Here is a 20,033-nt window from a genome sequence, read left to right as displayed (position 1 = left end):
GAGTCAAGTGAAGGATGGGGACTGGGTGATAGATGGGGTTAAGAAGTCCGACTTTAAAGACTAATTACCTTTAAAATAACAGATCTGCCGCGGCTTTGACCCGGGCTAGCGGTTCTACAGACCGAGGTAAACTGGGTAAGCGGATCAAAGTTTGATCTGGGAATAAATCCCGATCAATTTCCTCATTAGCATGATAACGATTCTGCACGACGTAACGTTGATAGACTCCCTTTTTTTGCAAAGATGCTGTCAATCGCAGTTGTTCGGCAACGATGGCATCTTGGGCTTGCAAAACTCCAATAAATTCTGTATGTTGGGGGTCTTTGAGTTTTTTCTGGGCAGACATCACCTGTTGTCTTAAGATTCGCAATCGTCCCATTAAATCTACACGCCCTAAGACATCTTGATACTTCATCCAAAGCTTAAAAATCCAACTTAACCAATCTCCTAAAGCCGTTGGCATTTCCAAAAATCGCAGGAGATGACCGGTAGGAGCCGTATCTAAAATAATCAAATCTTGTTGTTTCTGGTCTAATAACTCCATTACTTTTACTAGGGACAACATTTCATCAATTCCTGGCAGAGATTGAGCGACAATTTGTCGCCAAGCTTCTGGAGTATAAGCTAGTTTGATGTTCCCTTCTTCCTTACCTTCACCACTAATCATTTCTGCCAGTTCCCATAAATAATCATCCCGAAATTTTTCTAAAATGATATTAGCATCAACTTCTTGACCACTTAAATTAGCAGTTAATTGTGTGGATTGATGTCCTAACTTTGTCCCAAAGGCATCTCCCAAAGAATGAGCAGGATCAATAGAAATAATTCTAATTTTTTGCTCGGGATGACGATTAGCTAACGCCCAACCAATAGCTGCGGCAACGGTGGTTTTTCCCACCCCTCCCTTGCCACCAATGATAATGAGTTGGCGTTTGTCGTCAATAAAATCACTAAAACTCGGCAGAATTTTTTGCGGCCATTGAATAGGAGGCGGGGCCATAAATTCTACTTTTTCGATAATTTCAATTTGACTCATGATCTGATCTAATGCTTCACCTCCTAGGGGTTCTTTTGCCTGTTGGGGCAGGGTGAAAATTGTCTCTTGACCTGGAATTTTTAGGAATTTATCGAGGAGTTGCTGTTGCTCACTGTAGCGATCTAAATTTTGATTAGGATCCGTTAGAATGCGATTAATAAATAATCTGCCGCAGGGAATATTTAAGTGATGCAAACTATTGAGTAATCGTTCGGTTTCTAATAAACTCATCGGTTCGGCAATTGCCACAATTAAACAAAGGGTAAAATCCAGATCTTGTAGGATTCGTTTGCCTTCGGTTAATTCTGCTTGTGTTTTGACTAAAAAGTCATCCACATCATCGGCATTGTAGGTTTTTGAAAAAGTTTGCGAAATAACACGATGTTTTTCTTGAAACAACTCTAAAGAATTGAGAATAATCTCTAAAAAGTCTTTAATTTCCAATAAATTTAAGGTATGACCAGAGGGAGCCATATCAACAACAATTCGATCTACAACATTGTCAATAAGTAATCGCTGAATTTCTAATAGACCCATAATTTCATCTAAACCTGGCCAGTCTAAATCCCAAACAGGAGTTAAATCTTCTCCTTCAACAAAACTGCCCCGTTCTACTAAAGTTTCTAAAAATTTTCCGTATTTTTCTTTAAATTCTAAGAGCAATTTTTCCGCATCTAATGCCCTAACTTTTAAGTTAGGTAAGTCTTTTACAGGTAATGCCTCATCGCTAACTTCTGTTTGCAATACATCCCCTAAAGAATGAGCAGGATCGGTTGAGATTAATAGGATTTGTTCCTCGGGAAATAATTTAGCCCAACGGCGAGCAAATCCACAGGAAAGGGTGGTTTTTCCCACTCCTCCTTTGCCACTAAACATAACTAAATGTCGAGTGTCATAGCAACTTAGAGAGTTATTTACCAAGTTAAAGTTAGTCATAGAGAAATCAAGTTAAGTAAAGTGATAGGGGGGAGAAACTTGTCCTAATTGTAATTCCCAACGGGGGCAGGCTTTCTGCCAATGCAAGACTTGCTCGATTAGTAAAGGTTCTTCTTGAAAATCAACTAAAAGATAAATTCGTGATTCTGTCCCTGGAGCATTAATAATCCTCGTTGACGGATAGCTTTGGCTCACTAAATCCACGATAATTTGCCATTCTGAACCTTGCAAAGTATAAAAATCTTGTTGGGCTTCATAAAGCTGTTTTTTGGCTAAAAAATATTGTCTGCCCCTGCTTTCAGAAGAGAGTACAGGCTCCTCTAGCTTACGGGGAATACATTTTAAAAGATATTCTCCTTTTCCCTCAAGTTCTTCAATTTTTTCTTGATATTCTTGGGCATGGGAACAAAGATGAGTCAGTAAATTTTCTGTCTCTAAAAAAGATGTGCCAAAACGTAAGGGTAAAATAGTGGTTTGTTGAAATAATTCACAGATGACTCGATCATGACATAAAACCGATTGAATCAAGCGTTCATCATCATTTTGTAAAGTGTCTAAACTAACTTCAGGTTCGACTACGGCCGAGAGGTCTCCGCCGGTTATCAGTAACAACGGGTTAGCCATTCCAACGGGTAATTTTAGGCTTTCTATTGGGGTTTTCAAAAAAGCGTAAGTATATAGATTGTACAATTTCATAAGGTTGATCGAAAGAAAATTTACGATTTTTTACGAATTTTTATATTGGGCCGTTGATATGCTAGAATACTCTAAGTTATTCAGGGATTGTTATGACAACCACTCGTCCACCCAGACCAATTAGATCTAAAATTAGCACTATGCCTCGGAAGCAATCTGAAGCAGATCAGCAACTTGAGCTTTATAAGTTAATTACTGAAAAACAACGTATCCAAGAAAAATTAGAAATGATGGAGCGGCAGATTAAGCAGTTAAAAAGTCGTCTGACGTTTGTGACAGATCAAATTGAGATCACAGAACAAAGTATTCAAAATATGCGTACAGTCAATCCTCCTAGTGTAGCTAAAAAACCTGATTCCCCCAAAACTGTTGCTCAATCCTCTAATAATTCTAGTAATTTCCAAGCTTTTTACCTAGAATATTAAGTCTTGATCAAGGGCTAGTTCTGACCGAGGTTCAACGAGTTCTTGAGCCTGTCAAAGCCGCCCTTACTAAGTGCTGCTACAACTTGTGATTTTGTTCCTGACTTGTAGGGTGGGAAAGATTGCCAGTTTAGAGAGAAGATTCAGATTGGTCTGCTGCTGCCTCTTCTTCTAAGGCTTGAATTTTTAATAACAGTTCTTCTTCCCGAATTTCAAACTCTTCCTCAGAAATATTGCCCATATCGTAAGATAGTTGTAAGGATAATAATAATTTGTGCAAATTTTCCGCCTCATCATATTCTATATCTGCACGCTCTTGAATTTTTTCCCCAATCCAGATCAGACCCCCAATAGGACCGGTAACAGGAAGAAGTAAAAGATCGAGAAACATAACTGATAATCTCCTTAGACAAGTTGGGCAAAGGTATAGGGTGCGGTTAAATTGTTATAGCGAATTCTTAGGCGATCACCAAATTGCTGATCGATCGCTTCAACGTTTTGGCTAAATTCCGGCTCTTGCTCCCAGGGAATTAAATAAGCTGCATTGTAAATCATGTCATCCGTCATTGGATCGCTTTCAATCACCTCTTGGGCGCGATGATTTAATTGCTCTCTAAAGACTTGAATAATGTCTTGTTTCCGTTGCAATACAGTGGCTTCAATGAGTTGACCTATATGGATAATTTCTTCCATATTTAAGTTTTTCCCCATCATCGCATCCCGTTCTTGTTTTAACTTAGGATTAGACTCCAAAGCCGCTTGTAATTCCCACTGATTATCCCAAAAAATCTTAATGCTAACCTCTCGTTGTCCTGACAGTTTAGCAAATAATTCTTTCAGTTGGGTTTTATAGGGAGTAATTAGTTGTTCGGTGACGGATTCCCAGGTTTTGATAACTAAGCCAAACCGCAGGGGCAACAACGTTGTAAACCCTGCTTCCATGACAGTTTCTAATACTTTTTCATGGCAAATTAAATAGCGACGGGATGCCAAATACTTCTCTTTATGAGCAGCGGAGTAGAGAAAACTAAAACCATCAATCATCTCACTGTGAACTGGCTCATTATCAATACCCTGCAAAACCAGTCCGTCAGGAACAGGTTCGGGAAATATTCCATATAAATAAAGACCCACTGTCATCAGTATTCTCCCAAATTAAAGCGGATGAGAAGTCAAAACCAAACGAAGCTTTAGATGAATTAAATCTAGTTGAGCTAAACCCAGATCAACATTTCCTTCCACAACAACTCCCGTATTGAGGAGTCTATCCACTAATTCTAACACAGAAGGCTTAATACCCTCCTTTCCTGGGTAATAACTCCCTGCTTCCGGTAAAAGAGTTCCAAACTCTCCTAGGTGGACATTTAACTCTTCTGGCTCGACCTCAAAAATTTCACACAAATAGAGAACTTGTTCTTGCAATTTTTGGATACTTTCTGCGGCTCTATCTAAATCAGACTCACTGAGAACCCCTTTTTCCATCCGGCGAATGATTTGGGCTTCGAGCAGTTGGCGTACCAGTTCCACAACAGTTAACAGTAAAGGGGCTAAACCGGCTTGGCTACTACTTTCTGGACTGGTCAGCAAGGCTTGATTATCAGAATCGTAAGGTGTGCAAGCAAGGGTCATGGTTGGAGTTGGTAAATGAGGAGTTCTTAAGGGTGGTCTCTAGTGGGGGGCTTGGCCAAGAAATTTTATCTGAGGGAAAAAATGATGTAATTAAACAATGTCAAATTTCCTCTGCCTTGGGAAGATTCGAGTAAGGAACTTCGCCGACAGGAGGAATGTGCTTGATCATTGTTGACTGGTATCATGGCTCTCCATTGCCCCCGATTGGGGTAGGGATTTTAAGGCTTAAAGTTTAGCTGCCGGGGTTTCTGTTAATAAAGCTTGGGATTGGCTATAGGGATAGGAGTCGCTTTCCCACCCATTAATTGCCATCTCCCTTGCTCTATCAACAGAGGCAATCATTAACCGTGTAAACTTCTTTACCGTTTGAGGATTCAATTGAGAAATTTCACTGTATATGGAGAATGTGACTGATCGTTCTGACTGCTATCACGGCTCTCCATTGCACTCAATTTTCCTAAGGATCTTAAGGTTTGCAGTCGGCGTGAAAGTTCCAGGTTTTCTGCGAATAAAGCTTGGCATTGGCTGGGGAGGTAGGGATAACCTTGCAAGCCGTTAATCGCCGTTTCTCTGGCTTTATCAAGGGGGGCAATCGTCAACTCGTGTAAATTTCCTACCCTTTGAGGATTCAAGTGAGGAATTTCACGCATCTGAGGAATGTGCTTCATCGTTCGGACTGGTATCATGGCTCTCCGTTGCACTCAATTGGGTTAAGGATTTTAAGGTTTCAAGCTCAGTTTCTAGGGTTTGGAGTCGGAGTGAAAGCTGCCGATTTTCTGCCAGTAAAGCTTGGGATTGGCTATGGAGGTAGGGGTCTCCTTCCCACCAGTTGATTCCCATTTCCCTGGCTTTATCAACAGAGGCAATTAACAAACGAATGCGGATATTTATAAGTTCAGTGGAGGCGATCGAAACGGAAATATCGCCAGCAATCACAATTCCCTTATCTAAAACTCGCTCGAGGATATCCGCTAAACCCGAACCTTGAGTTGCTGTTTTCAGGGCGTTGTTTGATTGGGTTTTGAGCGAGCCAGCAAAAGTGGAAGAAGTCACGGTTGGTTTCACTCAATAAGAGTATAAAATTAGTCTTTCCGCTGGGGCAAGTTGCCTCGCAGTAAAGATTGAATGGCTTTGAACGATTGATTTCCCGTCGAAGGCTCAGAAGTTGACGCTTGGTCTTCGGAAGGCTCCGTTTCCTCTAGAACGGATAAGGATTCTACCGGATTGTCGTCGAGGATTTCCCATAAAATTGCTCTTGACTTATCAATAGATAAATTCGTGCGGGACAAAAGAACATCGGCGCAGATATCACGGAAATCCGCATCAGAGGGACTAGCCACAATATCGTGAGAGGCACAGACTTTAGCAATCATTAAACAAGAGCGCAAACCTGAGGTTTTTTCAGCCTCAGTTTTCACCCGAAAGGTTTTGACGAGGTTGACAATAAATAAGGCATCTTCTCGACCAATCCCCGTTTTTTGGGCAAGAATTTCAGTCTGAGTCAGTTGGTCTGGTTCAGGCATATTAATGGTTACCAACCGATCCATTAAAGCATCTTGGGTAGCATGAACCCCACAATATTCTTCTGGGTTGGAGGTGAAAATTGCCCGAAATTGAGAATTGACTTGTAGGTAATCGGGTTGATGGCTAGTGGGCGGCAGGGTGAGAATTTTTTCTTCCAAGGCAGAGAGTAAAACGTTGTTGACCTCAGGTCGAGAACGATTGAACTCATCATAAACTAGGGTAAAACCCTCTCGACAGGCCATTGTTAAGCGAGAATCCACCCAATTGTGTTTTAGCTCGTCTTCAACTTTGAGAACGCTGTGGATATAGTTATCCGTCAGCTTTTTATGGGTATAACCAGACTGGCTACCAATTAAATCGGAACTGGTAAAGTCATCATCGCCAAAGATGAGCATTACAGGTCTGGCCAAACAATTGGCCAGATGCATTGCCAAGGTGGTTTTTCCCGTTCCTGCTGGACCACATAGATGAATGGAAAAACCAGAGTTTAGATAACGTAGGGCGCGAGTGGCAATGTGATCAATCGAAGGCGTAACAACAAATTGACCGGGGCGAAGGCAGAGGACGGCTCTTCTTGTTTGAGTTTCAGTAAATGTCATAGTCGAAATCTAGTAAATACCATTGATAATCCCCGCCTGAAGCGGACGGATATTCTCGAGCTAACAACTGCTGGTTCAGGTTTACCTTTCATAACCGAGTCGGCAAGGACGCTCGTGTTACCCGAATTTTACGGCAAGTTTAATCGTCTTTGGCTTTTAAGGCTTACCTACATAATATCGCAAAAGATTAGGAACTGTCATCAATTAGCTCTAGAACCTTGACAAGCTCTGGGCAGATGCAGTCCTTTTCACTTACCTCCTTTGTCAATAAAAGACTAATAATGACAACATTAACTATAAATTAAGCGAAGTTCTATAATACTTCTTAATTTACCAGAACCCTAGAGTCGCCCATACAGGAACCGACCACCCCTACGTTGAGTCTAGAAACTTAAAAAAGCAGGATCAGCATGGCAGGTTTAAAACCAAAGGCTTATTGTTGTATTCTCAGATAGTCCTCTAGTTTAGCCAGGAAAAGGGACTAGAGGGTTTTTACTCTAGCCCTAGGGTTAAGTGGGTTGGAATTAACCTAGAGATTTATTTGCCAAAAACGTAGATAGACAAATCTTGACGAAATTGACGCAATTCGTCTTTTAGCTGTTTCGCTTCAGCTAAACGTCGTTCTTGAAATTGACTTAAATCATCCTTCACCTGTTTAGCTCGATCTAGATGAAGTTGGCGTAAGTCGTCCTCTAGCTGTTTCGCTGCCGCTAAACGCTGTTCTTGGAATTGACTTAAATCCTCTTTCAGCTGTTTAGCTCGATCTAGATGCTGTTGACGTAAGTCGTTCTCCAGCTGTTTTGCTGCTGCTAAACGTTGTTCTTGGAATTGACTTAAATCCTCTTTCAGCTGTTTGGCTCGATCTAGACGCTGTTGACGTAAATCGTTGTCTAGCCGTTTGGCTTCCGCTAAACGTTGTTCTTGAAATTGACGTAAATCCTCTTTTTGCTTTTCCGCTTGAGCTAAACGCTGTTTTTGGGTAGCTGTTAAAAACAAGTGGCTTTCCTGTTGAACTTTTTGGAAAGATTGGCGCAAAGCAGTTGCCTGTTCTTGCGCTTGTTTTTGTCTTTCAGTTTTGACATCCAACAGAAAAGATTGTACTTCTCGCGAGAGTTTAGCTACTTCTTCAGCAATCGATAAACGATCCTGGCGGAACTGTTCCATGAGAGCAGGCATGGGGTTGTCCTCAATTACTAAATACTATGGAATGGATTTGACCCAATCACCCGTTAGAAAAACCTTCACGGAGACTGGGGGGAGAGACAGCAGATTTCGACTTTTCTTATCATCCCAAAGTTGAGGTAGGGGACTACCCCAGACTGAGGGGCGCAACCTCCCACCCCCAAAATGGCTTTCTACTCAGAAAAATAGTCAGCCTTACATTCTGGCGATAGGCGGTAAACCTAGCTACAAAGGTCAAAATCACGGTTACAAAAATAACTTGTATGGGTCTAGCTTTGTTTTTGCTATCCGTTGCCGTGCCAACCTTGTCAATCATAGACCATTGCGCCCCAAGAGAGGGGTAACTAGACTCAATAGGGATTTAAAGAAAAGCCGAGAATCTGGAAAACCCAGTAGGGTTTTAACTCAGCAGATAGGAGAATCTGGGATCAATCCTTAAGCAGGAACCGCTGCAGATTGGGTCAGACCAACAGCTTCAGCATATTTGAGGTAGGTTTCAACCGAAGCGATAACTACACGAGCTTCAATCGCTAATAATTCGATACCCACCAGAGATACGCGAGCCCAGGCATCAATAACGATACCTTTGTCGAGGATACGATCAATAACTTCAGCCAAGCTAGAGGAAGAGTTGGTTTTTTCAACTGCCATGGTAGATATACCTTTTTTTGTTTGTATAGAAAGTGTACAGTGCTGATCCAAAAGTTGAGATAGCAAACTACACCAGACCAAGGGGCGTGGCCTCCTAGCCAAAGAATGGGTTTCTATCGCAAAAAACAGCGAGCCTTACATTCCGGTGATAGGCGGTAAACGTAGCAGCAAGCGCTAAAAACACGGTGACAAAAATAATTTGTCTGTGTCTAGCCTTGTTTCCGCTATCCGTTGCCGTGCCAAGCCTGTCAATTACAGACTATTGCGCCCCAAGAGACGGGTAACTAAACTCAATAGGGATCAAAGAAAATCCGAGAATCTGGAAAACCTGGTTGGGTTTTCACTCAGCAGATGGGAGAATCTGTGATCGATCCTTAAGCAGGAACCGCCGCAGATTGAGTCAGACCAACGGCCTCAGCATATTTGAGGTAGGTCTCAACCGAAGCGATAACTACACGAGCTTCAATCGCCAATAATTCGATGCCCACCAGAGAGACGCGAGCCCAGGCATCAATAACGATACCTTTGTCAAGAATACGATCAATAACTTCAGCCAAGCTAGAGGAAGAGTTGGTTTTTTCAACTGCCATGGTAGGTATACCTTTTTGTTGTTTTCATAGAAAGTGTACAATGCTGAGGTCATGGAGGATTCAGAAACTTATTTGGGGTTTCTGCCTTCATCACTTCCGCACTTTTAAAGATAACACCCTGTATTTGTCGTTGTCAATACCTAAGTTAGATGTTTTTTGTTAAGAAGTATGTAGGGATTTCTCATTTTTTTCGTTAAGAAGTGTGTAATCATTTCTCAGATAAGTCCGATACATTAGACCTATTGCATAATTTTTTTATGGTACGATGGACGGTTTTGCTTTTTTCTCGGTTTTTAGATTGAAGTTGACAAGACAATAAAATGTGATCTGAGGTCAGGAAATCATCTATACAGGGTAAGCTCATCTAAATTTGGTACAATTTTAACTTGACAAAAATTTCTGGTGATGGTTCTCTAGTAGTTATGGATCCTTAATGCTTTGCCTTGCTGCGCATTGTAGTCATGGATAAAATACCAAGCAGCGCCAAGGTGATTCTCCATTTTTTTAGAGAAAGATAGATTCTCTCTCACCAACAGAGAAATTCTTGGTCGAAAGGTGTTATTAAGTCTTTACAAAGGGATTAGTTTGACCAGTTTCTTTTCCTAGCACTCGATCATGTTTACTCAGAATTACTGTCTTATATAACTTCCAAAAATCAGTGTAAGTAACAGGACATTATCGGTCAGCACCGGGTAAACTAGCCCCAAAGTTTTTGGGCTGATTGGCGACCCCTATCTGCTAAATAGCCACCAATAATTTCCCTTGTCTTTCCATCAATTAACCGCCAAATATAAACCTTTATCGTCTTAAAAAAACCAATGACTACATTTCATCACACTCTCTGACTAATTTACCTTTTGACTTTTCTGGGTGGTGATTCGGTAGTGGTGATGGAGCCTTAATGCTTTGCTTTACTGTGCATTGTAGCCATGGATAAAATACCAAGCGGCCCCAACGTGATTCTACATTTTTCTAGAGAAAGATAGAATCTCTCTCACCAACAGAGAAACCCTTGGTCGAAAGGTATTATTAAGTCTTTCAATGGGATTAGTTTGACCAGTTTCTTTTCCTACCGCTCGATGACGTTTACTCGGAATTACTGGGGAGCATCTCACCTTTGTAACCCCTAAATCAGGTTTTATGTCAAACTATTTTGAAAGCCTTACTAGAAACCAGTTTTAGGGACAAGTATAATTACTCACTTGCATAAATGAGATGCTCCCGAATTACTGTCTTATATGACTCCCAAAAATGAGTGTAAGCAACAGCACATTGTCGGTCAACACCGGGTAAACCTGCCCAAAGTTTTTGGGCTGATTGGCGACTCCTATCTGCTAAATAGCCACCAATAATTTCCCTTGTCTTTCTATCAATTGCCAGCCAAATATACACCTTTATCGTCTTAGAAAAAAGAAAATACCACATCTGATCACATTTTATGAGCAATTTACCTTTTGGTTTGTCCGAAACCTTTACTTGACGCAGAACAGCCGCCAGTTTATTGTTGACATAATTTTGTAACCATGAGCAACTTACCCCTGTTACTCTCACAATTCCTCCTCAGGAAATTCGTTCGAGCAAGAGTTGAGGGATTAATTGTTTGGTATCGGGAGAGATAGTTTTATTAGTGGGATTGCTCACAAACGGTTGACTACATTCTTGCTCTTGACGTTTGGGTTTCCCATTATGAGTAGAACCGTTCTTGATAGTATGGTGAGAACCACAACTAGGACAAGTATATACAGGGGAACTAGGGCGGAGATTTTGTTCTCTGCTAGGCTGATATTTGAGTAAGCCGGACACGAGCCACAAAAAAATATTGATCAGAAAATTCATCATCAAGGCAGAGGTTTAAGAAATGATTGGAAGCAGGGATTTTTATTAATAACTGACGGTTCGCTCATTTTCCACACATAGTGTTTTTCGATTAAGCTGTCCACTGCCTGTCGTGACATAAGTTGAACCAATATCACTGCGGGTAGTTTTATCAGTTATTAAAACACCACCTATGGTGATCTGGGAACCGAGAGTAATAGGTATTTTACACAGTTCATACCAGATAAGCAACAGGGGAAAGTAAGCGCATCTTAACAACCCTTGACAAAATGAACTTCGTGTGAGTTGCTTACCCAGAGGGCGATTCAGGCATATTTGAGTAGAATTTCTCATCTCAATTGTTAAGCAAAAATCGACCAAATGTTAAGATTTCGTAACTATTCTGATTGACTGGTATCACTTGAGATGCCCACGCCTATCACAAAATTGGCCAATTGTCAATAGCGTTTGAGATGCCCTCACCCTGATTGGAGGAGATTCGGCCAATCCAAGAATAAGAGCTTTAAATAGGGCTGGCTGAAAAAGTACGGGCGAAGCATTCGGGCAATAACCTATCGGTGAAACCGTAGATTTTCTATCCGAATGCTTCGCCCCTACAGGATGCGGGCCGATGAAGACGCAAGGTTTTGAAGCACGATTCTCTCAAAATCTTGCACCTGTTTCGCTCGTAAAGCCACAAAACCCTTACCTTGCCGACATTTCACATTTATTCAGCAAACCCTAAATACGTCTTAGCTTACTTAACGTCAAAGAATCTTTCTTCTCTATCTAGCTTGCAGCTTAAGAAATTTAGCAACATTCCCCAACCAGCATCATGTATTGATTTAGCTAATTTGGTAGGCGCTAATCCTTTTTCACAAAGGCTCTCTGCTACTATGATTTCGTTTTCATCAACGAGCTTTCTTGAGATGTTATGTAGTAAATCTTGTCTGGTGTTATATCGTTTTTCAAAAGTAATGCCAGAGACGGTTAATTACCCTCACGCCCAACCCCCCGACTTCGGGGGGGCAAGGGGGGGTGGGGGGGAGTAGGATGCCTGCCCCGAATAAAGAAAAATGGTATTAGCTATTTTTTCGTGGACTCTGGCCACTATTTTCAGAGATTGCTGTAATGCGGATTTGTTGACATCCGTTTAGGTGGATTGACTGGCCAGAAATTGTCGTTGATAGTCTAAAAACTGGCCATGCCATTCCGCAAAACGCCGCTCCCCATCTTTGACCAAAAGTTGGCGGTAGGCTTCCGAGGAAATCCAGGGCTTTGTTGGGCGTTGTTGGTTTGTTGGGCGTTGTTGGGCCGAACGAGCTTGGTATTCAGCCGTTGATTGACGGCATTGGTTGTGATAATTTTGGTGCCATTCCTGATAGCGCCGTTCTCCATCCCGCACGAGGGCTTGGCGATAGGCTTCTGAAGATAGACTCATGGTGTTACTCCTTTTCAAATCCCTTGATGGCCTGGCCAGAATTATAACACAATCCCTGAACCACCCATTGCTGACCTCTGGTCAAGGTGCGATATAAGTCCTTGCCGTCAGTGGCCAGGTTTCTTGGCTATCTCCACTGCTGCATTTTGTCCCGCTTTGCATAGTGGCTCTACAGACTGACACCGACACCCCAGGCCCTGGGTCCAAAATATTTTTACTGGCACTACCACTCTCGAAGCAGATCGTTTAAATGCGCTACTATTTAATAGTAAATCCAACCTAAAACGGCGGCTCTCCTCGACTTTGTGTGATAATCAGTGTTTATCATTCCTAGTAGTCTGGCCACAAGGCTTTAAAGACTGTATTTCCCGAAAATTATCGGCTGCATCTCCTATTTATGACTTTCCGTCACCTATAGGTGAGCAGCAGCAGTTATTCAAAGAGGGCGAAGGCAATTCGCCCCTACAATAATGCGCCAATGGTAGGGGCGCACCGCGTGCGCCCAAAATGTCCTATAGATATTTCAACCAAATTGAGATGCACCCAAATTATCCCTATTCTTCTTACTTCCACACAAAAACCAGAAGAGCCAAACGGCGGTGTTTTCGACCCGAATTTTCGATGCTCTTGTTTAATTTGATCCTAATCTATTGTCAGTAGAATATACACTTTAGTTATCAATATGGTAATTTTTTTGCCCTGGGGAGCCTGAGGGAACAAATAAATGCTATATTTCTATTAGCACCGTTGTCAAAATCTCTGGAGAGTTGGGTTACTAATATGGTTAAAATTATCGGTCGTCAATCCCTGGGAAGGAAACCAGTTTATGATATTGGTGTGGAGAAAGATCATAATTTTTTGCTGGGCAACGGGTTAATTGCCTCCAATTGTTTTAATAAATCTCACTCTACCGCTTATGCTTACGTCACCTATCAAACCGCTTATTTAAAAGCTAATTATCCTGTGGAATATATGACAGCGTTACTAACTGCTAGTAGCGATAATCAGGATAAGGTGGAAAAGTATCGAGAAAACTGTCAGAAAATGAATATCGATGTCGAACCTCCCGACATCAATCGATCGCAAAAACATTTTACCCCGATTGGGCGCAAAATTCTCTTTGGTTTGTCCGCAGTTAGAAATCTGGGCGAAAATGCGATCGAGGCTATTTTAAAAGCGCGGGAAGCAACGGGAGGAAAGTTTACTTCCCTAGGAGATTTTTGCGAGCGTGTTGATTTACGAGTGATCAATAAAAGAGCTTTAGAAACGCTAATTTATTCTGGTGCTTTTGATAAAATTCAACCGAATCGCCATCAATTAATTGAAGATTTAGAATTAGTAGTTGCTTGGGCGCAAAAACGCACTAAAGAGAAAGAAAGTGGTCAAATGAATATTTTTGATATGCTAGGAGGGAGCATAGAAAATAAACAAGAATCGGAGTTTGAACAGTCTCCCAGTGCCACCGCAGTGGAAGATTTTTCCCTACAGGAAAAGTTAAGACTGGAAAAAGAGCATTTGGGTTTTTATGTTTCCGAACATCCTTTAAAAGCTTTACAAAGAGCGGCTCAAGTCCTATCTCCCATCAATTTAGCTGACTTAGAAGAACACAAAACCAGAAAAAAAGTCAGTGCCATTGTCTTATTAAATGCTGTCAAGAAAATTATGACCAAAAAGGGGACTCCTATGGCCTTTTTAACCCTAGAAGATGCCTCGGGACAGTCGGAAGCGGTGGTTTTTTCCGATAGCTACGAACGTCTGCAAAAATTATTAGTGGAGGAAGCAACTTTAATGGTGTGGGGAAAAGTTGATCGCCGAGATGATCGGGTACAATTAATTATCGAAGATGCGGAACCGATCGAAACCATTAAAATGGTGATGGTTAACTTATCCCTGCAAGATGTCGTCAACCAAAATCGTCAAAATCTTCTTAAAAGTATTCTGCAATCGGGAGACAAACAAAAGGCAAAAGTTCCCGTTATTGCCAGCATCGGTGCGGGAACTCAGCGTCAATTTGTGCGTTTAGGACAAAACTATTGGGTAGAGGACGACAATTCGGTGCTAGAGTCTCTAAAAGTTGCGGGTTTTCTGGCTAATTCTGCACCTCTGATTAATCATTAAATGGTAACTAGCAATTATTGTTACTGTAAAACCTTCTCGGCTTCCAGTTTCGATAATAATTCTCTTTCGACCCACAAATCAAGACAAATATGGATTTTGATCACCTCTTTGACAATATTGCCACTCTTGTCCTTCATCATTCTCCTAGTGGAATGGAGACGGAAATCGATCGCCTGTTACTAGAACGCTTTCAAGAGTTAGGATTAGAAACATGGCAAGATCAAGCGGGAAATGTCATCGGCAAGATTAAAGGACGGGATTCGACCCAAAAAATCGCTATTACTGGTCATAAAGACGAAATTGGCGCTATTATCAAGGCAATTAATCCCGATGGTACTCTGCAAATTCGCCAACTTGGGGGAGCTTTTCCTTGGATTTACGGAGAGGGGGTGGTAGATATTATCGGTGATCAAGAAACCAGAGCGGGGATTCTCTCCTTTGGTTCCCGTCATATTTCCCATCAATCCCCGCAAAAAGTGCAGCAGGAAAACACACCCGTCACCTGGGAATCCGCATGGATAGAGACGAAATTGACTCCAGAAGAATTAGACGCTTGCGGGGTGCGCGTCGGTAGTCGAGTCGTGGTGGGAAAACACCGAAAACAACCCTTTCGACTAAAAGACTACATTGCCAGTTATACCCTCGATAATAAAGCTTCCGTGGCGATTCTTTTAGAACTAGCGGCCAGAGTAATTAACCCTGCGGTGGATCTATATCTGGTTGCCTCAGCCAAGGAAGAGGTAGGAGCCTTAGGGGCCTTATTTTTCACCGCAAATAACCGCTTAGATGCTTTAATTGCCCTAGAAATCTGTCCCCTCGCTCCTGAATATCCGATTCAGGATGGCAGCAGTCCTGTGTTATTGTCTCAGGATGGTTACGGTATCTATGATGAGCAATTAAATCAAGAATTGAGAATAGCGGCCGAAAAGGCGGGAATCCCCCTGCAATTAGCCGTTATTAGTGGTTTTGGTAGCGATGCCTCCATTGCCATGAAATTTGGTCATATAGCTAGGGCCGCTTGCTTAGGTTTTCCCACCCAAAACACCCACGGTTATGAAATCGCCCATCTAGGAGCCATAGCTAACTGCATTAGCATATTAGAAGCCTATTGTCAACTAATTTAGCTATTTTTAGCAAAAAACCAGAGCATCAATAGAACAATAGCGATCGCTAGTCCGCTAAAAACAGTATTTTTATGATGCTCTAACTGCATGGGTGCGGGGGGTTCTTCTTTTTTCTGTTTATTTGTTCCCTTTTTAAATTGCGCTGTACTGTCGGGAAGTTTCTCCAAATCGGGAATCTTCGTCATCCACTCATCTGGGCGTTTGAGACGGGGAGCTTCGATAATATAAAGCAGACGCTTGGCCTGTTCGCGAATTTGATAGATAGGATGGGTAATAAGTTGCTTACAGATTTCACTAGCTTTCTCCCCCTCTCCTAACCCCTGATGGGCAGAAATTAACCAAATTTGGATCTCACCCCCTTCTCGGGAGCCTAAGGAAATTAAGGCTAAAGCCGCATTTAATTGCTCGATACTAAGACGATATTGTCCACGCTCAAAAGCACTGATGCCAGCTTGATAAAGGTCTTGAAAAGAAAGATTTTCGGCCACGGAGTCAAGATCGAGATCAATAAAATTTTACATAAGTATAGCAAAAGCTAAGAAGCAAAAGGAAACTCTCGGCCATCAGCCTTGAATCAGTGATCAGCTTTTCAGTTATCAGTAAACTGATGACTGAAAAGCTCCCCACTTCCCCATTGAGAATGAGAATCTCGGCAAAAATCTGGTACACTTTCTCCTAAACCTGCTCAAAGCTGCACAATATGAAAGAGAGAAACTATCTCTTACTAAATATACTAGCGATCTCTACCATAATAATTAGTCTAGTTTTAGGGATTGTATTGGACAAAAAAGCCGCCTTGTTGGGAATTTTCGCAGTTCCTGCCATGGTCGCTTCTTTTATCCATCCCCGTCTGGGATTATTAGCCCTAATCATCTATCTTCCCCTGAGTAGTACCGTCACTTTTGCCGTGGCGAGAGTTTTTCAGGTAAAGGGCAACTTTATTGGTGAAGAGCCATCCTATGCTCTCTACAAAATCGCCAAGGATGCCTTTTATTTCCCAGCTTTAGCGGCAATTTTACTTAAAACCAAAACTTTTAAGCAATTAAGCCCCAAAATCAAGCCTTTTCTCATCACAGCTTTGATTTTAATTGTCAGCAGCTTGATAACTTTTCTTTTTGTCAATCTACCCGAAGGAGCAATTGACGTGGGAATTGTGGGATTAAAAACCCTCCTCGGTTATATTCCCCTGGTTCTCTGTGGCTACTATCTAATCAAGGAAAAACGGGATTTATTCGTGGTTAATCGGCTTTTAATCGTGATGATCTTATTCTGTTGCGTTTTAGCTCTAGTTCAATACTTCTTACTCGTCCAAGGTATCTGTCCCGATAATGAATTCCTCAATCAACTGGAAGTTGTTGCCCCGAAATCCGACACCCAATTTTATCCAGATATTACCGACAAAGCCACCTTGAAAGCTCAATGTTTTGTCGGGGGTTCGGTGTTGTATAATCCCGATCGAGGCTTAATTCGTCTCCCCGGCACATTTTCCGATCCTTGGCAATGGGGTTGGTTTTTAGTATCTAGTAGCGTCATCAGTTACGCAGCCAGTTTTAGTGATTCACAAAAAAGATGGCGCGTCGCCAGTTGGGTAGCAATGGTTTTAGTCTTCCTTGCGACTCTGGTTTCTGGACAAAGATTACCTTTATTGCTAGTACCTTTGTTTTACTTGGTTCTTTTTATTGCTACTAGCAAAAATAAACAAAAGTTACCATTAAAATTGGGAATCTTGGGGCTGCTTTCCCTGCTTGCGGTGACGTTAATTCCCTTTATTCGGGAAAGAGGGCTAAATTTTATCGGTCGCTGGCTATATTCATCTCCCATTGACTTTGTAGTCAATCAAATCCAGTGGATCTTCAGATATGTACAGCTTTTTGGTTTTGGTTTAGGCACAGCCACCACTGGCTCTCGTCATATAGTGGGAGAAGAAGGGATAAGACTAATTGAGACCTACTACGCTAAACTCCTCTACGAAATCGGTATTGTCGGTTTTATCGCTTTTATGGCACTGGTGACAATTCTCTGTATTCTCACCTTTAAGTCCTATTTAAAGGTGAAAAATGCGGCTTTAAAGCATTGGGGTCTCTGTATCTGGATTTTCCTACTTTTTATTAGCTATAACCCCTACTATTATCCTCTCTCCGTCGATCCCGTTTCTATTTACTATTGGTTATTCGCTGGAATATTGCTAAAACTGCCGGAAATCAGCGATAAATTGGAAGATGAGGCGAGATTTCCCGAAAAAAATCAAGTGGAGAATTAAGAGGATTTTTATCGATAATGAAATTATCTCTCGACTGATAGGAGTTAACCGCAATGACAGCAGAAAACGTTACCTATTCCCTCGAATCTGTCCTCAAGGAAATTAAAGATAGTATTAAAAGTGTTGATCGCAAGCTAGACACTTTCCAGAAAGATATTGACCAAAAGCTAGACAATCTCGAAAAAAGTTTTGCCCAAAAGCTAGATAATCTCGCCAAAAGTTTTGACCAAAAGCTAGAAACCTTACAAAAAAATGTCGATCAAAAGCTAGACAACCTACAGAAAAATGTCACCGATGTGAAGATAGGACTAGCAACTTTAACAGAGAAAGCCGATAGTATCGATAATCGACTGATCAAGGTGGAAGGAACCCAAAGTAACCAAATTTGGACATTAATAACTCTCTTGAGCGCTTCCTTGATTGTTGTGGGATTCCGTGCTTTTTTTATGGGCAACAATCCCTAGGGGATTGCTGTAGGGTAAGGAGACTTTCTCGCTTGTCCCACCCGACAGGCTGCCCCCAGGAAAAACTTTTTCGGCAAGCCCCTGTTTTTTTATACACTTTAGTCAAACAGTTTGAGTTATAAAATAACCGGCATGACTCAACTCACACCGCGCCCTAGTGTCTTAATTGTCGATGATTTGCCCAATAATGTGCGGCTATTGTCGATTATGCTCACCGAGAAGGGATATCAGGTACGCAAAGCGATTAATGGACAGATGGCCCTGAATACAGTGCGATCGCTAATTCCAGATCTGATCCTCCTCGATATTAATATGCCCGATCTCAATGGTTATCAAGTTTGTGAACAGTTAAAAGCTGATCAAAAAACCAGAGAAATTCCCGTGATTTTTATCAGCGCTCTTGATGATGTTTTAGATAAAGTCAAAGCTTTTCAAGTGGGAGGTGTCGATTATATTTCTAAACCTTTTCAAGGGGAAGAAGTCATGGCCCGCATTGAAAATCAATTAACTATTTGCCGTCAAAAAAAACAACTACAAAACGAAATTAAAGAACGTCAAAAAACTGAGGAAACTTTAGAAATTTATCTTCATGCCGTCTCTCACGATCTCCGCAATCCCGTGATTGGGATGTCAATGATCTTAAATAATTTAATTAAAAATTCTCAGGGAGAAACTAAAGAAGTATCCCGGAAGATTTTACAACAGATGGCCAACAGTTGCGATCGACAATTAACTTTAATTGATTCTCTCGTCGAAACCCGACAGAATGATCTTTGGGGAGTTTCCCTAGAACTAAAGCCTTTATCTCTCTACGAAATCGGTCAACAGATCGGTCAGGAATGGGAGTTAAGATTAAAGGAAAATCAAGCAACTTTAATTAATAATTTTTCCCCCGATTTACCCTTAGTTAATGCCGATGCTCACCATCTCTGGCGAGTTTTTGAGAATTTATTAGCCAATGCCCTTAAACACAATCCCCAGGGGATAATTATCACTTTATCCGCTAGACTAGAGGGCAATTATCTCTGGTGTACTATTGCCGATAATGGGGTGGGAATTAGCGAAACCCAGAGAAAACAATTATTTGATCGCTATCAAAAAGGCAACAATAATAATCAGATTAGTTTAGGACTAGGTTTATATCTATGTCGTCAAATTATCCATGCTCACGGGGGTGAAATTGGCATTATGAATAATGACGAAAAAGGTTCACAATTCTGGTTTACTTTGCCCTACTAGGCTATTGACTAACTAGGTAGATGTTAAAAACTTTCAGACACCCCCCTTATCAAGCTATCCCTTATAGGGATCTTTCTTAACAATTTTTGCAGTAAGCACTCCAACCCTTATCCTGACTTGATTTCAGTTTTTTCTTTGTCAGTAAGGGTGTCAACAAGGAATATTACAAATTGTTAACCGAGTCTTGAAAGCCTTGTGCCACAAAGGTTTGAAATGTTAAGAAAGATGTGACTAAAGGACAGCTTATCAAGGGGGGATCAAGGGGGGATATATCTTCAATTTAATTATAACCAGCTACTTATCTACA

At 41.4% G+C, this 20,033-nt stretch carries 19 protein-coding genes and 1 pseudogene; 6 read left to right on the top strand and 14 right to left on the bottom strand.

Annotated elements, in window-relative coordinates:
* Positions 1-70: 70 nt before the first annotated feature.
* A complete protein-coding gene (locus B5D77_RS10020; RefSeq protein WP_008204882.1) occupies positions 71-1,972 on the bottom strand; it encodes an ArsA family ATPase in 1,902 nt (633 codons plus the stop codon).
* 12 nt (positions 1,973-1,984) lie between these two features.
* The gene (locus tag B5D77_RS10015) at positions 1,985-2,668 is read right to left on the bottom strand and encodes a GvpL/GvpF family gas vesicle protein (RefSeq protein WP_008204885.1); all 684 of its coding nucleotides are present in this window, start codon (positions 2,666-2,668) and stop codon (positions 1,985-1,987) included.
* A 92-nt stretch (positions 2,669-2,760) separates the two neighbouring features.
* On the opposite strand from B5D77_RS10015, the gene B5D77_RS10010 reads away from it, so the two are divergent.
* Positions 2,761-3,093 carry a gas vesicle protein gene (locus tag B5D77_RS10010; protein WP_106908759.1) on the top strand — a complete coding sequence of 111 codons (333 nt, stop codon included), beginning with the start codon at positions 2,761-2,763 and terminating at the stop codon, positions 3,091-3,093.
* Positions 3,094-3,220: 127 nt separating this feature from the next.
* Here B5D77_RS10010 and B5D77_RS10005 read toward each other — a convergent pair whose 3' ends face one another.
* The 11 genes and pseudogenes from B5D77_RS10005 to B5D77_RS09930 all read right to left on the bottom strand — a co-directional run bounded on the left by B5D77_RS10005 (position 3,221) and on the right by B5D77_RS09930 (position 12,521).
* Positions 3,221-3,481, bottom strand: coding sequence for a gas vesicle protein GvpG (locus B5D77_RS10005; RefSeq protein WP_008204889.1), 261 nt, complete (start codon positions 3,479-3,481; stop codon positions 3,221-3,223).
* 14 nt (positions 3,482-3,495) lie between these two features.
* Entirely contained in the window at positions 3,496-4,230 is a 735-nt protein-coding gene (locus tag B5D77_RS10000; RefSeq protein WP_008204891.1) for a GvpL/GvpF family gas vesicle protein, read from the bottom strand.
* 15 nt (positions 4,231-4,245) lie between these two features.
* Positions 4,246-4,719: a gas vesicle protein K gene (locus tag B5D77_RS09995; RefSeq protein WP_039900427.1), complete on the bottom strand. Its 474-nt coding sequence runs from the start codon at positions 4,717-4,719 to the stop codon at positions 4,246-4,248.
* A gap of 374 nt (positions 4,720-5,093) precedes the next feature.
* Positions 5,094-5,405, bottom strand: coding sequence for a hypothetical protein (locus B5D77_RS27175; RefSeq protein ID WP_008204895.1), 312 nt, complete (start codon positions 5,403-5,405; stop codon positions 5,094-5,096).
* Positions 5,362-5,772 (bottom strand): gas vesicle protein, encoded by a 411-nt coding sequence (locus B5D77_RS09985; RefSeq protein ID WP_106909987.1) that lies wholly within the window; start codon positions 5,770-5,772, stop codon positions 5,362-5,364. The genes B5D77_RS27175 and B5D77_RS09985 overlap by 44 nt, the downstream gene beginning before the upstream one ends.
* A 29-nt stretch (positions 5,773-5,801) precedes the next feature.
* Entirely contained in the window at positions 5,802-6,842 is a 1,041-nt protein-coding gene (gvpN, locus tag B5D77_RS09980) for a gas vesicle protein GvpN (RefSeq protein ID WP_008204981.1), read from the bottom strand.
* A gap of 537 nt (positions 6,843-7,379) precedes the next feature.
* Positions 7,380-8,018 carry a gas vesicle protein GvpC gene (gvpC, locus tag B5D77_RS09975; protein ID WP_008204983.1) on the bottom strand — a complete coding sequence of 213 codons (639 nt, stop codon included), beginning with the start codon at positions 8,016-8,018 and terminating at the stop codon, positions 7,380-7,382.
* A gap of 441 nt (positions 8,019-8,459) precedes the next feature.
* Positions 8,460-8,675 (bottom strand): gas vesicle structural protein GvpA, encoded by a 216-nt coding sequence (gvpA, locus tag B5D77_RS09965; protein ID WP_002735503.1) that lies wholly within the window; start codon positions 8,673-8,675, stop codon positions 8,460-8,462.
* 374 nt (positions 8,676-9,049) lie between these two features.
* Entirely contained in the window at positions 9,050-9,265 is a 216-nt protein-coding gene (gvpA, locus tag B5D77_RS09960; RefSeq protein ID WP_002735503.1) for a gas vesicle structural protein GvpA, read from the bottom strand.
* Between the two features lie 1,194 nt (positions 9,266-10,459).
* Positions 10,460-11,101 (bottom strand): annotated as a pseudogene (locus tag B5D77_RS09945) (ISNCY family transposase).
* A gap of 1,132 nt (positions 11,102-12,233) precedes the next feature.
* The gene (locus B5D77_RS09930; protein ID WP_008205053.1) at positions 12,234-12,521 is read right to left on the bottom strand and encodes a hypothetical protein; all 288 of its coding nucleotides are present in this window, start codon (positions 12,519-12,521) and stop codon (positions 12,234-12,236) included.
* Positions 12,522-13,301: 780 nt separating this feature from the next.
* On the opposite strand from B5D77_RS09930, the gene B5D77_RS09925 reads away from it, so the two are divergent.
* Entirely contained in the window at positions 13,302-14,639 is a 1,338-nt protein-coding gene (locus tag B5D77_RS09925; protein ID WP_008205055.1) for an OB-fold nucleic acid binding domain-containing protein, read from the top strand.
* Positions 14,640-14,728: 89 nt separating this feature from the next.
* Entirely contained in the window at positions 14,729-15,763 is a 1,035-nt protein-coding gene (locus B5D77_RS09920) for a M42 family metallopeptidase (protein ID WP_008205056.1), read from the top strand.
* Here the strand turns inward: B5D77_RS09920 and B5D77_RS09915 are convergent.
* Complete coding sequence (locus tag B5D77_RS09915; protein WP_008205059.1) at positions 15,760-16,251, bottom strand: hypothetical protein; 492 nt, start codon at positions 16,249-16,251, stop codon at positions 15,760-15,762. The two genes, B5D77_RS09920 and B5D77_RS09915, sit on opposite strands and share 4 nt — an antisense overlap.
* Positions 16,252-16,463: 212 nt before the next feature.
* On the opposite strand from B5D77_RS09915, the gene B5D77_RS09910 reads away from it, so the two are divergent.
* From B5D77_RS09910 to B5D77_RS09900, 3 genes are all read left to right on the top strand, one after another.
* Complete coding sequence (locus B5D77_RS09910; RefSeq protein WP_008205060.1) at positions 16,464-18,023, top strand: hypothetical protein; 1,560 nt, start codon at positions 16,464-16,466, stop codon at positions 18,021-18,023.
* Positions 18,024-18,076: 53 nt separating this feature from the next.
* On the top strand, positions 18,077-18,487 hold the full coding sequence (locus B5D77_RS09905) for a hypothetical protein (protein WP_106908757.1): 411 nt from the start codon (positions 18,077-18,079) through the stop codon (positions 18,485-18,487).
* 132 nt (positions 18,488-18,619) lie between these two features.
* The gene (locus tag B5D77_RS09900) at positions 18,620-19,726 is read left to right on the top strand and encodes a hybrid sensor histidine kinase/response regulator (protein ID WP_106908756.1); all 1,107 of its coding nucleotides are present in this window, start codon (positions 18,620-18,622) and stop codon (positions 19,724-19,726) included.
* Positions 19,727-20,033 lie beyond the last annotated feature (307 nt).

Origin of the sequence: Microcystis sp. MC19 (assembly GCF_003019735.1) — a bacterium.
Classification (GTDB): Bacteria; Cyanobacteriota; Cyanobacteriia; order Cyanobacteriales; family Microcystaceae; genus Microcystis.
Note: the sequence above shows the minus strand (reverse complement) of the source record. Positions and strands in the feature narration are given on the sequence as shown.